Below are 13,202 nucleotides of genomic sequence, written 5' to 3'. Positions count from 1 at the left end.
ACTCTAGGTCTGCGAAGCCGCGATGAGCTCGCCGTTGCCGGCCTCGACGCGCCCCCGCGAACCGACTCCTGTCACGCGACGTCGCGTGGAGTGCCGCCGCCACGCTTCGGTCGCGGGGGTGTCGTCGCCGGAGCGTGCGATACCTGCCCGGCGGCGTCGTTGGGAGTGCTGATCGGGCCGTGCGCGGTCGCGACTCCGCGCCGTGGCCGGTGATCAGAGGTCGGCGATGTAGCGGTGGTGCAGGCCTTCGGTCTCGCTCAGGGTTTCCGCGACAGCTCCCAGCCGCAGCTGGTTCTGTGGCGAGAGCCCGGCCGCGGTGACCAGCAGCGCGCGCAAGCGCCGATCGCGCAGGCGCACCACCAGGTGATCGTCGGCGGCGGGCAGCCCTGGCGCTGCCGCGGCGAACGGCACGGTGTTCGCGGTGCGGAACAGGTGCTCCATGAAGGTCTCCGAATCGGTAGCCGGGCCGGGGCGAAAGTCCGGATCGGCTGCCCCTCGTGATGAGCCGGGGATTCCCGTTCCTGCGTGCCTGAATCACCCCCGGGGCCGAAAATCTGGCGATGAACGCGGTGATCGATTGGGCCACAAGGTATTACGTGCTGCGCCTACGAGGGGCTGGGAACCAGGGTGGCCGGGCCTCGAGCCGGGCGGTGGATGAACTGAGTCGAGCCGCCGACTGCCGATTGTCGGAGTCGTGTTCAGTGCGATCTGCGGATTCGGCTGTGTGGCTGAACGGGACTATCGATCATCGGCGTGTCTGGTACTCGTCGGCAGTACCGTTAATTCAAGACCAGCGGCGTTGTAGGGCGTTCGGCGTGATCGATGTGCTGCTTCGTCGGTGGCGCGGGTCGCAATCGTTCAGTCTGTCTGCAGGACGAAAAACAGGAAACCCAAGAAGCTTTCGCCGATCACTTCACGGAACACCTCCGGAAACAGATCGCGGGCCGCAGGCGCCGGCGGCGGCTCGCTGATGACACTGATGCGAAAACCCGACGCGGTGAAAGCATCGGTCATCGCGTGCAGCGGCCGGTCCCAGAAACGCAACCGGGCGGACTGCCCGCCCATGGTCCACTCTTCGATCCGCTCGCGGGTCTGGAAGTAGTCGGTCTTCTCCCCAGCCGAGCGTTCGGTTAGCCAGATGGCGAAAGGATGCTCGACCGAGACGATGAGCCGACCGCCGGGCTCGAGGACGCGTCGCAACTCGGTCAGTGTCGGTCCCCAGTCTCGCAGGTAGTGCAGCACCAGGGATGCGACGACGTCGTCGCATGCGCCGTCGGGAAACGGAAGCGGATTCGCGAGGTCGGCGATTCGCAGGTCCGCGTTGGTGCCCAGTCGGCGTCGTGCTATCTCCAGCATTCCGGCACTCGCGTCGATGCCGGTCACCATGGCACCCCGATCGCGCAGTTCAGCGAAGAGAGCACCTGATCCGCACCCGGCGTCGAGGATCCGCCGCCCGCTCACGTCCCCGGCGAGATCCAGCACCGCGGGCCGCTCGTAGTAAGCGTTCAGCAGGCTGGTCTCGTTCTCCGCGGTATACCCCTCGGCAATGCTGTCGTAGTCGTACGCCTGGGCGGGATCGGCAGGAAGCGCGGTGCCTTCCGGAACGGGAGTCATGCGGCCCATCCTGGCACGCCCGCACATGCCTTCGATGTAATGCCTTGTCAGACAATCATTCTGACTACTCGACGATCGTCCACTATGGACTGGGCCCGCAGACCTGCCGGGCACCCGAGCCTGTGCTCGGCACCAATGCGGTGCCGAGACTGGGCCATCAGGTCCAGCTGACTGGCCCCGGATTCCCCGAGGTGGTCAGGCTGGAATGGCGCAGTTCGTGCAGGTCCCATCCGGTACCGGGCCTCTCGAGCGCGGTGGCGGCGTGCAGGTCACGGGCCTGGTCGTAGGACAGCAGGGCCAGCCCGGCGTCGGGGCAGCGGCGCACCATGACCGACGGCGCACTGCGGGTCCATGGGCGGATCGTCGCCTGGTCTGCTGACGATCGCGACAGTCGTTCTCGTCGAGATGGTGAACCGGCCGGGTGTACCGCGATGGAGCCCTGTTCTCTTGTACGGCAGCTTCATCGCGCCCGGCGCAGCGGCGGTCGCGCTGTCAGCGGCAGGTTTGCTCCCGGCCCAGCGGACGGGAGCCAGAACCTGGCTCTCCGCGACGGCGTTTCGGCTTTTGCTCGGCTTCGCGCGATCGGCGCGCTCGGCGCGCTCGGCGATCGTTCTCATGCTGTGGCGCAGGGCCGAAGTTCTGTCGTCGTTCTGACCGGAAGTCCCGGCGCCGCGGTATTGGGCTCACCACTGTCGGGCGAGATGGTGTGCCTGTTCTGCCAACGCGTCCGACTGCGGGCCGATGGCTGCTGCGGCGGAAACATGCGGGACTTCGGTCTGGCTACGTGCTCACCGCGGCCCTGTTGGGGCTGACGAATCGGGTTCGCTTTCGGGGCGCCGGTAGACGGTGCCCTCCTTCATGACGAAATCGACTCTGCCGGTGACCTGGATGTCGGTGAACGGGTCGCCCGGCATGGCGATGATGTCGGCGATCTTGCCGGCGGCGAGGACACCCAGGTCGTCGAGCTGGAGCAGGCGGGCGGCGACGCTGGTGGCGGCGCGCAGCGCGCGGACCGGGGTGATCCCGTTGGCGACCAGCTCCGGGAACTCCTTCCAGTTCTCGGCGTGCGGGAACATGCCCGCGTCGGTGCCGAAGGCGATCTCGACCGCGCTGTTCGCCACGTGCTCGGCGCCATCGAGGATCTGCTTCTGGTAGCGCTGGAACTTGCGGCGCTTGTAGACGGGTTTGCCCGCCCAGTAGGCGTCGTCGCCGGCGCGGCGAGCGTCGTCGAGCATCGTGAACTGGGTCGGGATGAGGAACACGCCCTTGTCCGCCATCATCGTCAGCGTGTCCTTGGTGGCGAGGTTGCCGTGGTCGATGCTGCGGACACCGGCGCGGACCGCGCGGCGCACCCCTTCGTCGCCGTAGCAGTGCGGGGTGGCCGGTCGGCCCAGGTCGCGGGCGGTGGCGACGAGGGTGTCCATCTCCTCCTGCGAATAGGTGGTGTCGGCCGGATCGTCGGAGGGGCTGGAGAAGCCGCCGGTGGCGCCGAACTTGATCCAGTCCGCGCCGCCGCGGATCTCCTGGCGCACCCGGGTGCGGATCTCGTCGGGGCCGTCGGCCGCGGCCAGTTCGAGCGGGGACGGTAGCTGCTGGAACTGGGGCGCGAGGGCGGAGCAGAAGTCGCCGTGCCCGCCGCGCGCGGAGATCATGTGCGGCGCCACGAGCATGCGGGGACCGGGCACGATGCCCGCGGCGATGGCATCGCGCAGATCGATCACACCGAAGAACGGGTCGGTGCTCATCAGATCACGCACCGTGGTGAACCCGTTGCGCAGCATGGTCCGCACGATCGGCAGGGACCGCAGCACATTGCCCGCCGGGGACAGGACCAGCGTGCTGACGAGGTCGGGGGTGATCGAGACGTGGGTGTGGCAGTCCATGAAGCCCGGGGTGACCGTGTGCCCGGACAGATCGATCACCTCGGTGTCCGGTGTGGGCGGGATCTGCTCGGCCACCCGGCTGATGCGGTCGCCGGACACCAGGATGTCGCGCACGCCGGCGGGGGTGTCGGCGAGGCCGTCCCAGACCGTCGCACCGGTGAGCAGGATCGTCGTCGCCATCGCAGCCTCTGTTCTCGTAACCGGTCGGAACGGGTCGAGTGATGCACCAGCTGGCCTGATTGAACCACGCGACCTGCGGGTTTCCACCGTCAACGCGCAGAAGAAGGGTGCGGTCGGGGGCACCCCGACCGCACCTGGCTAGCTTGTGTACAGATGTACATGTACATTTGTACACGAACTTGCCGCACCGATCCGGAGGACATCGATGAGTTCCGACACCCCCGCGAAAGCACCGGTCGCGCCGCGCCGGCGTGACCCCGAGGCCCGTCGCCGGGCGATCGTCGCGGCGGCGAGCGAACTGCTGGTGGAAGGGGGCGGCGACCTCACCCACCGCCGGGTCGCCGACCGCGCCGCCGTGCCGCTGGGCGCGACCACCTACTACTTCAGCTCGCTGGACGAACTGCGCGAGGAAGCGCTGGCGCTGCTCGGCCGCGAACTCGAGGACGCACTCGTCGAGTTCCGGCGTGATGTGACCGCGAGCGCGGGAAACCCGGTCCCCATCGCGGAATTCACGCACGCCTACCTGAGTGACCGGCACCGGGTCGGCGTCGACACCGCGCTCTACCTGGAAGCCCTGCGCCAGCCGCATCTGCGTGAACTGGCGGTGCGCTGGTTCGACGGCGTGGTCGAGACGCTGTCGGCGTGGACCGATCCCGCGTGCGCCCGCTCGGTGGCGGTGTACATGGACGGCGCGGCACTGCATGCCATGTTGCACGACGAGCCACTCGACCTCGACACCATCACCCGCGCGGTCGTCGCGCTGATGCCACCACGCGCGAGCACCACCGAGGAGAACGCATGAGCACCCTCCGCGACGAGGCGGTCCCCGCGTCCGCCGGGCTGAGCGCGCGGCGCCGCTGGTCGGCGCTGGCCGTGCTGTCGATGGCATTGACGGTGATCGCCGTCGACATGACGATCCTCAATGTCGCGCTGCCGCACATCGCCGCCGACCTGGCGCCGACCGCCACCCAGCAGCTGTGGATCGTCGACGTCTACTCCCTGATCCTGGCCGGGCTGCTCGTCCCGATGAGCGCACTGGCCGACCGCTTCGGGCGCAAACGCATGCTGCTCGCCGGATTCGCCGTCTTCGGCGGCGTCTCGCTGGCGGTGCTGCTCGTGCACACACCGGCCGCGCTCATCGCCCTGCGCGCGCTGCTCGGTGTCGGCGGCGCCATGGTGATGCCGACGACGCTGTCGATGCTGCGGGTGATCTTCACCGATCCGAAGGAACGCGCCACCGCCCTGGGGGTGTGGGCCGCGGTCTCCGCGGTCGGCATGGCGGTGGGGCCGGTCGTGGGCGGGCTGCTACTCGAACACATCTCGTGGCACTCGGCCTTCCTCGTCAACGTGCCGCTGATGGCGGTCGCGGTGGTGGCCGGGCTGCTGATCCTGCCGGAGTACCGCAGTCCCCACCCGCCGCCGTTCGATCTCGCCGCCACGCTCGCCTCGATCGTGGGCATGGTCGGCTTGGTCTGGTCGATCAAGCACTTCGCCGAGAAGGGCTTCGACGACCCCACGGCCTGGGCCGTGCTCGCCGCCGCCGGGCTGGTCCTGGCCTGGTTCGTCCGGCGCTGCCTGCGCAGCCCGGCGCCGATCCTGGATCTGGGGCTGTTCCGGCGCGCGCCGTTCACCGGCGGGATTCTCGCGGCGCTGGCGTCGATGTTCGCGATGGGCGCGCTGTTGCTGCTGGTCGCCCAGTGGTTGCAGCTGGTGCAGGGACGCTCGCCGTTGCAGGCCGGAGTCGCGTTGCTGCCCGCCGCGATCGCCATGATGGTGGTGTCGCCGGTGGCGCCCGCGCTGGCGCAGCGCCTCGGTGCGCGCAACGTGCTCGGCGGGGGATTGGCCGTCGCGGGGATCGGTTTCCTGATCATCGTCCTGGCGCCGGAACCGCTGTCGTATCCCTGGGTCGCGGTGGCTCTGGCGCTGCTCGGCGGCGGCGGCAGCTCACTGGCCGTCGGGTCGGCGATCATCATGGCGGGCACCCCGCAGGAGAAGGCGGGCAATGCCGCCGCCCTGGAGGAAACCTCCTACGAACTGGGCAGTGTGCTCGGCGTGGCCGTGCTGGGCAGTGTGGCTTCGGCGAGCTATGGCGCGCACCTGGCCGAGGGATCCGCGCTGACCGGGCTCGGAGCGGAACAGGCGCACGCGGCTCGCGAGTCGCTGGCCGGAGCGATGGAGATCGCCGCGCAGACCGGGTCGGCCGAGCTCGCCGCGCGGGCCGGGGACGCGTTCGTCGACTCGCTCACCCGGACCGGGCTGGTCGGGTTCGTCGTCATGCTCGTCGCGGCGACGGTGGCCACGGTGCTGATCCCGCGCGATCTGACGATCACCGGGCGCGAACACTGACCGTCAGTCCTCGGCGGGCGGGCTCGCGGTCCGGCTCCGGCGGGCGGTCGTCTGATCGATGCGCGGATCCTCGACCACCGCATAGTGTTTCAGGTATTGCGACAGGAACGCCTGCACGGTCGCGGTGGCCGGGATGGCCAGCAGCGCGCCGACCGGGCCGAGCAGCGCACCGCCGGCCAGCACCGCCAGCAGGGCGATCGCGGCGTTCACGTCGACGGTGCGCGCGGTGATCCGCGGTTGCAGGACGTAATCCTGGAACCACTGGTACACCACGGCGAACAGCAGAATCCACGCGGCGTCCATCGGATCGACCGTGAGCGCGACGAACACCGGCAGGATCGCCGCGAGATAGGTACCGAAGGTCGGGATGAACGACGCGATCACCCCGAACCACACACCCAGCGCGACCGGATTGGGCAGGCCGAGGATCGCCAGGAACACCCCGTGCACGACCGCGGAGACGATCGCCAGCAGCACCCGCGAGTACAGGTAGCCGCCGGTCTTGTCGATCGCCAGATCCCAGGCGTGCAGGAAGGTCTGCTGACGCGCCGGGGGCAGCAGTGTGCAGACGGTCCGGCGGACCTTCGGGCCGCCGACGGTGAGATAGATGCTGAAGATCGCGATGGACAGCACCTGCGCCAAGCCGCCGAGCACCGTCGTCGACACGCCCCACGCGCTGTCGGCGGCGGTGCGGGCGTAGCCCTCGATGAGACTGGACTCGCGCAGCAGCCGCTGGCTGAGGTCGTCCATGGTGAAGTGCTGTCCGAAGGTGCGATTCACCCGATCGATGCCCTCGTCGAGCAGGCGTGGGGTCTCGCGGGCGAGATTCGTGGTGGTCTCCACCAGCAGGGTCACCAGGGCGGCGAGGAACGCCAGCACACAGGCGAAGGTGCCGAGGAACACGAGCGCGACGGCCAGTCCGCGCGGCACCCGGCGGCGCACCAGCACCGCGACGGCGGGCTCCATCGCCAAGGCCACGAAGAACGACACCAGCAGGATGATCAGGATCCCGATCAGCCGGTGGAAGGCCCAGTCGGCGAGCAGGAACAGGCCGAAGAACACCAGGCCCAGCACCATGGCCTTGGGTAGCCACGGTGGCATCCGGGTCCGCGCGCCCGACGGTGGAGCCGTGTCGTTGGAGTCGTCCACGGATCCCAGTGTCGCCCCGGTACGGCCCGGAATCCGGTACCGACGCGGCCGAACACATCGCCCGGCTCACGCGTGGAACAGGGGGTGCGGGTGTCGGTGGGGGCTGTTACGTTGCGGCCCATGACAACCGACGTTCTGCACGGCGCCGCCCTGACCAGACGGGTCATCGACGCCGTGCGGCCGACACCCGACCGGCCGATGTACGAGCCGGTCGCCTGGGTCGGCCACGCCCCGTGGGTGGACGGCGCGGCGAGCCCGATGCCCCAGGATGTGCTGACCACCGCGGTCTTTCCGTCGGGGCGCCCGCTCTCGCCCGCACTCCGGGAATGGTTCGCCTTCGACACCTCGCTGTTCGCGCGGCACGGATGGTTCACCCCCGACGGCGCTTTCGCGCCGCGAAGCCTGGACCAGCTGGTGGCCGACGAGTTCGGCGCCCCGTGGGGCGAGGCCTTCGCGCCGCTGGCCGAGCGCTTCGCCGAATGCTTCCTGCTGCCGGGCGGTTCCGACTCGCGGCGGGTGCTGGCGGTGGGCGAACCGGACTCGGCGGGCGAATACCCGGTGCTGGCCCTCGATATCGACGACATGCCGTTCGTGGGACTGATGTACCCGGGGTTCGACGTCTACGTCGCGGAAGCGGCGGGACTGGTGCGGTGCGAGTTCGACACCTACACCGCCCTCGCCACGGACCCGGTCTACGGCCCACGCCTGCGCGAGCACGCCGCGCACCGGTTCGCGGGCGACCTGTGCGACGAGTATCCGTTCGGCGGCTAGCGGGTGCCCACCGGCTCGAGCGCGAAGGTCGCGGCGAGGTGGCGGGTGAGATCCTCGGATGACGCGGGCACCGCGGCGTAGCCCAGGTATCCGTCGGGCCGGACCACGAAGACGCTGCCGGGCACCGGCCGGTAGCGGCGGGTGAAATCGCCGTCCCGGTCCCGGATCACGGGCACGACGGCCGTGGCGAGTTCGGCATCGGGTGCGGTGACGAGGTACGCGTCGAGTCCGCCGTCCGTCGCGTCGCGGAGATCCTCGACCATGCCCTCGAAGTCGTCGACCGCGTCGGCGTCCCACGCACGGTCGGCATAGGCGAGCAGCGTGTGGTGGCGGCCGGGTAAGAGGGTGAACAGCCGGAAGGCGCCGGTGACGGCGTCGCGGGTCAGGCCGGTCGCGTCCGGCGCGCGGGATCCCGCGGCGGGGGAGGGCCAGTCGGCCGGCGACGCGGTCACCAGCGGACTGTCCCGGTAGTCGATGAGCAGCTGGGCTTCCCGCCGCATCACCTGGTCGCGATCGGTCTCGCCGGCGCCGATGCCCTGCTGGGCGTGGCGCACCGTGCGGTCGACGACCTCCTCACCGACCGGCCTGCGTTCGGCGTCATAGCTGGCGAGCAGCCCCGGCGCCCCGCCACCGGCGACGGCCAGCGCGAGCTTCCACGCCAGATTGTGGGCGTCCTGGATGCCGGTGTTCATGCCCTGCGCGCCGGTGGGCGGATGGATATGGGCCGCGTCGCCGGCGACGAAGACCCGGCCGCGCCCGTAGGAGTCGACGATGCGATGACTGATCCGGAAGGTCGACGACCAGCGCAGGTGCGAGGCCGTCACGGGTTCGGGCGACAACCGGTCCAGCACGGCCTGGATGTCGGCCAGATCCGGGCCGGGTCCCGCGCCGATGCCGTGCTCCACCGCCTCCGAGCCCGCGACGCCGACCTCGCGGTCGGTGGGCACCCGCATGGAGACGCGGTAGCGGTTGCGGCCGGGTAGCGGGATGCACACCAGGGCGTCGTCGGTGACCCCGTCGGTCTGGTGGATCGCGCGCACGCCGTAGCCACGCGGTTGCGACCAGTCCAGTTCCACATCGCCGAGCATGTACTGCTCCGGGAACGCCGCGCCCTCGAAAGTCAGGCCCAGCGCCTTGCGGACGGTGCTGTGGGCGCCGTCGCAGCCCACCAGGAACCGCGCGCGGACCGTGTGCTCGCCGTGGGCGTCGGACAGTACGGCCTCGACCCCGCTGCCGTCCTGGCTGAAGCCGACCAGTTCGACACCCCGCTCCACGCGGATTCCCGTGGCCGCCAAGCGCTCCCACAGGATCCGCTCGGTCGCGTACTGCGGAATGCCGACGAACCCGAACGGCACATCGGGCGGCAACGTCAGATCCGTCGTGCCCGTCTCGGTGCCGTTGGTGTAGAGGTACTGACCGCGCAGCTGGATTCCGGCGTCCAGGATCTCCCGCAGCACGCCCATCTGCTCGAAAACCTCCAGCGTCCGGGGCTGGATCCCGACCGCCTTGGCGTAGTGGGTCGGCGCGGGGAGCGCGTCCACCAGGCGGCAGCGCACGCCGTGTCGGACCAATTCGACAGCCGCCGCCGATCCCACCGGACCGGCGCCGACGATGAGAACCTCCGTGTCGATCACCAGGCATCACCTCGTGCTGGACGGCGTCAGGGTCGTTTGCTGATCGTACGCCGGGAGCCGCATCGCGACCATGGTCCGCGCCGGGCCGGTGATCCGCCGCCCACATTTCTAGAACACGTTATAGTCGCGGGAGGTGGACCCGATGTCGCGTCCACGCAGGAAGGTGGTCGAGGTGCGGGCCTGGGACAGTTCAGCCGATGTGGTGGTCGTGGGGTACGGGGGAGCGGGGGTCGCGGCGGCATTGGCCGCGCGCGAGGCCGGGGCCGAGGTGCTGGCGCTCGACCGGTACCTGGGTGGCGGCGCGACCGCGCTGTCGGGCGGCATCGTCTACGCGGGCGGCGGCACCGCGGTGCAGCGCGCGGCCGGTGTCGACGACGACGTCGAGAACATGCTGGCCTACCTCGAAGCCGAGGTCGGCGACGCGGTGAGCGCGGAAACCCTGCGCCGGTTCTGCACCGAATCCCCGGCCATGATCGACTGGCTGACCGATCACGGCGTGCCGTTCCAGGCCTCGCTGTGCCCGTACAAGACGTCGTATCCGACCGACGACTACTACCTGTACTACTCGGGCAGCGAGAACTCCGGTGGGTACCGGGATCTCGCGAAGCCACGCCAGCGCGGCCATCGCGCCCACGGGCCCGGTGTCTCGGGGAAGGCGCTGTTCGGTCCGCTGGCCGAGTCGGCCGCCGCCCGCGGCGTGCGGGTGCGGACCGGTACCCGGGTGACACGGCTCGTCGTCGAGGACGGGCGGGTGGCCGGTGTCGAGGCGGTCACCATCGATCACGCGCCCGCCGGGGTGCGGCGCCGGTTCGCCCGGCTCGCCAAGATCTCCGCGAAACCCGGTGTGTACCACCCCGGTCTGCGGCGTGCGGTGCAGAAGCTGCTGGATCGCATCGAACGCAATCACGGCCTGCCGGTGCGAATCCGGGCCGAGACCGGCGTGATCCTCACGACCGGCGGTTTCATCGCCAACGAACTGATGGTCGGCCTGCACGCCCCGGACTACCCCTGGGCGCAGGGGCTGCCGCTGGGCACCGCGGGCGACGACGGCAGCGGCATCATCCTGGCGCGGGAACTCGGCGCCGCCACCGGCAAGATGGACGCTCTTTCCACCTGGCGGTTCATCGCGCCGCCCAGCAGCATGTTCGGCGCGATCGCGGTGAACGAGCTGGGGCAGCGCATGATCGACGAATCCCGCTACGGCGCCGCGCTGGGCGCCGCCATCGCGACGGCACCGCACCATCGGGCCTGGCTGCTGGTCGACGCCGACCTGGAAGCCGAGGCCAGAGCCCAGCTGGGCCCGCAATCGGTGTGGTTCCAGCGCATGCAGACCGAACGGCTGCTGCGGATGGGGCGCACCGCGGGCCCGACCGTGGAGGCCGTCGCTGCCCGCGCCGGCATCGACGCGGCCGCCCTGCGCGCCACCGTCGACGAGCACAACCGAGCCATCGAGGACGGCCGTCCCGACCCCTTCGGCAAGCCCGCCGACATCCGCCGCCCGCTGCGGAAGGGACCGTTCGCGCTGCTCGACATCTCCTTCAGCGCGCGGCTGACCTACCCGATGCCCATGCTCACCCTCGGCGGCCTGCTGGTCGACGAGGACACCGGCGCCGTACGCACCGAGGACGGCGGCGTGATCCCCGGCCTGTTCGCCGCGGGCCGCACCGCGGTCGGGGTCTGCTCGAACTCCTACGTCAGCGGCCTGTCGCTGGCCGACTGCGTGTTCTCCGGCCGGCGCGCCGGAACCCACAGCGCCAAAGGCTGAACCGGCGCGGGCGGGCGCGTGATCCGCACCCGCCCGCGCACGATCACAGCGGCAGCAGGTGGTGCTTGCGCGGGTAGCGCACGACCTGCTTGTCGCGCAGCAGGTGCAGGGCCCGGCGGATCTCGAGGCGGGTCGACGACGGTTCGATGACCCGGTCGATGTAGCCGCGCTCGGCCGCGATCCACGGGGTGGCGATGGTCGCGTTGTAGAAGTCGATCATCTGCTGCCGGATCGCGCCGCGCTGCTCCTCGGGGGTGGCCTCGAGGACCTTGCGCTGGGTCAGGCCGACCGCGCTCTCCGCACCCATCACCGCGATGCGCGCGGTGGGCCAGGCCAGGTAGGCGTCGCAGCCCAGCGCCTTGGCGCCCATCACGGCCCAGCCGCCGCCGTAGGCCTTGCGGATCACCACGGTCACCTTGGGGACGGTGGCCTCCACGTAGGCGAACAGGAACCGGCCGCCGCGCTTGATCACGCCCGCCTTCTCCTGCTCGACGCCGGGCAGGAAGCCCGGAGTGTCCACGACCAGCACCAGCGGGATCTCGAAGGCGTTGCAGATGTGGATTAAGTGCGCGGCCTTGTCGCTGGCCTTGGCGTCCAGGGCGCCGGCCAGCACCGTCGGCTGGTTGGCGACCACGCCGACCGGCCTGCCGTCGACGCGGGCGAAGCCGGTGATCAGGTTCTCGGTGGCCGCGGCGCCGATCTCGTGGAACTCGCCGTCGTCGAAGATGCGCAGCAGCACGTCGTGCATGTCGTAGACCATGTTGTCCGAATCCGGGACCAGCTTGTCCAGCATCAGGTCGGACTCGGTGAGCTCCGGCTCCAGGCCGGGGTTCACGATCGGGGGCAGCTCGGTGGAGCTCGACGGCAGGTAGCTCAGGTAGTTGCGGACCCAGGCGAAGGCCGCCGGCTCGTCCTTGGCGACGTGGTGGATGTTGCCGTAGGCGGCCTGGTTGTAGACACCGCCCAGCTCCTCCATGTCGACCTTCTCACCGATCGCGTCCTCGATGATCTTGGGGCCGGTGACGAACATGTGCGCGCTCTCGGTGGCCACCACCACGTCGGTGCAGATCGGCTGGTACACCGCGCCCGCCGCGCAGTTGCCCAGGATCAGCGACACCATCGGCACCGCGCCCGAGAGCGGTTCCATCATGGTGGCCAGCTCGCCGTACCAGCGCAGCGAGGACACCGCCTCCTGCACGCGGGCGCCGCCCGAGTCGTTGATGCCGACCAGCGGGCAGCCCATCTTGCCCGCCAGGGCCATGATCGCGGCGACCTTGCGGCCGAACATCTCGCCGATGGTGCCGCCGTAGACCGTCTGGTCGTGCGAGAACACCGCCACCGGCCTGCCGTCGACCAGACCGTGTCCGGTGACGACGCCGTCGCCGTAGAGGGAGTTCTTGTCGGTGGGGTTGCGTACCAGGGCGCCGATCTCGACGAAGGTGCCCGGATCCATCAGCATGTTGATGCGGTCGCGGGCCGAGGGAATGCCCTTGCGTGCTCGCTTGGCGGCTCCCGCCTCTCCGGCCGGTTCCTGCGCGAGTACCAGTTTCTCTCGCAGGTCGGCAAGCTTTTCGGCAGTAGCACTCATCAATAACATCCAGTTTGTCGCAGTGGAACGCCGACACCGCGTCCGGTGGGCCGTAGCAACACTACCGCTGCCCCCGTCCCCCCGCCCTCACACGGGTTTGTGACCCCTCACCAACTCCCGCCCCGCCCATCGGAACCGGTGGTTGCCGTCCGGGTGACAGGCTCCGCGGCGCCTGTCGAGAGTGTCGAAACAGCCTGGTCGGGGCTGTTTGCCCGGGGCAGCATCGGGCATGTGCCGGTTGTCCGCGAAAACGGATGGTCGCCGGGGGTTCG

The 13,202-nt window shown here is 70.0% G+C and carries 12 protein-coding genes; 5 read left to right on the top strand and 7 right to left on the bottom strand.

The annotated features are described in order from the left end of the window. Positions 1 to 213: 213 nt before the first annotated feature. The 3 genes from EL493_RS20360 to EL493_RS20350 form a co-directional block, all read right to left on the bottom strand. Positions 214 to 441 carry a hypothetical protein gene (locus tag EL493_RS20360; protein ID WP_019047167.1) on the bottom strand — a complete coding sequence of 76 codons (228 nt, stop codon included), beginning with the start codon at positions 439 to 441 and terminating at the stop codon, positions 214 to 216. A gap of 417 nt (positions 442 to 858) precedes the next feature. Beyond that, positions 859 to 1,614, bottom strand: coding sequence for a class I SAM-dependent methyltransferase (locus EL493_RS20355; protein WP_019047166.1), 756 nt, complete (start codon positions 1,612 to 1,614; stop codon positions 859 to 861). A gap of 157 nt (positions 1,615 to 1,771) precedes the next feature. Then, positions 1,772 to 1,942 (bottom strand): hypothetical protein, encoded by a 171-nt coding sequence (locus EL493_RS20350; RefSeq protein WP_022566868.1) that lies wholly within the window; start codon positions 1,940 to 1,942, stop codon positions 1,772 to 1,774. A 23-nt stretch (positions 1,943 to 1,965) separates the two neighbouring features. Here EL493_RS20350 and EL493_RS20345 point away from each other — a divergent pair, with 23 nt between their 5' ends. Continuing rightward, entirely contained in the window at positions 1,966 to 2,268 is a 303-nt protein-coding gene (locus tag EL493_RS20345) for a hypothetical protein (protein ID WP_019047165.1), read from the top strand. Positions 2,269 to 2,402: 134 nt separating this feature from the next. Here EL493_RS20345 and EL493_RS20340 read toward each other — a convergent pair whose 3' ends face one another. Continuing rightward, positions 2,403 to 3,677, bottom strand: a complete 1,275-nt coding sequence (locus tag EL493_RS20340; RefSeq protein WP_019047164.1) for a metal-dependent hydrolase family protein — start codon at positions 3,675 to 3,677, stop codon at positions 2,403 to 2,405. A 205-nt stretch (positions 3,678 to 3,882) separates the two neighbouring features. On the opposite strand from EL493_RS20340, the gene EL493_RS20335 reads away from it, so the two are divergent. Beyond that, positions 3,883 to 4,479, top strand: a complete 597-nt coding sequence (locus EL493_RS20335; RefSeq protein ID WP_019047163.1) for a TetR/AcrR family transcriptional regulator — start codon at positions 3,883 to 3,885, stop codon at positions 4,477 to 4,479. Continuing rightward, complete coding sequence (locus EL493_RS20330) at positions 4,476 to 6,023, top strand: MFS transporter (protein WP_019047162.1); 1,548 nt, start codon at positions 4,476 to 4,478, stop codon at positions 6,021 to 6,023. Before EL493_RS20335 ends, EL493_RS20330 begins: the two co-directional genes overlap by 4 nt. 3 nt (positions 6,024 to 6,026) lie before the next feature. Here EL493_RS20330 and EL493_RS20325 read toward each other — a convergent pair whose 3' ends face one another. Then, entirely contained in the window at positions 6,027 to 7,172 is a 1,146-nt protein-coding gene (locus EL493_RS20325; RefSeq protein WP_022566869.1) for an AI-2E family transporter, read from the bottom strand. A gap of 120 nt (positions 7,173 to 7,292) precedes the next feature. Here EL493_RS20325 and EL493_RS20320 point away from each other — a divergent pair, with 120 nt between their 5' ends. Then, positions 7,293 to 7,943, top strand: a complete 651-nt coding sequence (locus EL493_RS20320; RefSeq protein WP_019047160.1) for a hypothetical protein — start codon at positions 7,293 to 7,295, stop codon at positions 7,941 to 7,943. On the opposite strand, the gene EL493_RS20315 is transcribed toward EL493_RS20320, so the two are convergent. Then, complete coding sequence (locus EL493_RS20315; protein ID WP_019047159.1) at positions 7,940 to 9,577, bottom strand: FAD-dependent monooxygenase; 1,638 nt, start codon at positions 9,575 to 9,577, stop codon at positions 7,940 to 7,942. The genes EL493_RS20320 and EL493_RS20315 overlap by 4 nt on opposite strands. 142 nt (positions 9,578 to 9,719) lie before the next feature. On the opposite strand from EL493_RS20315, the gene EL493_RS20310 reads away from it, so the two are divergent. Then, a complete protein-coding gene (locus EL493_RS20310) occupies positions 9,720 to 11,342 on the top strand; it encodes an FAD-binding protein (RefSeq protein WP_051719497.1) in 1,623 nt (540 codons plus the stop codon). A 43-nt stretch (positions 11,343 to 11,385) separates the two neighbouring features. Here the strand turns inward: EL493_RS20310 and EL493_RS20305 are convergent, their stop codons facing one another. Then, positions 11,386 to 12,930, bottom strand: a complete 1,545-nt coding sequence (locus tag EL493_RS20305; RefSeq protein ID WP_022566871.1) for an acyl-CoA carboxylase subunit beta — start codon at positions 12,928 to 12,930, stop codon at positions 11,386 to 11,388. Positions 12,931 to 13,202 lie beyond the last annotated feature (272 nt).

It is taken from the genome of Nocardia asteroides (assembly GCF_900637185.1).
Lineage (GTDB): Bacteria > Actinomycetota > Actinomycetes > Mycobacteriales > Mycobacteriaceae > Nocardia > Nocardia asteroides.
This window is presented reverse-complemented; position numbering and strand designations above follow the sequence as displayed.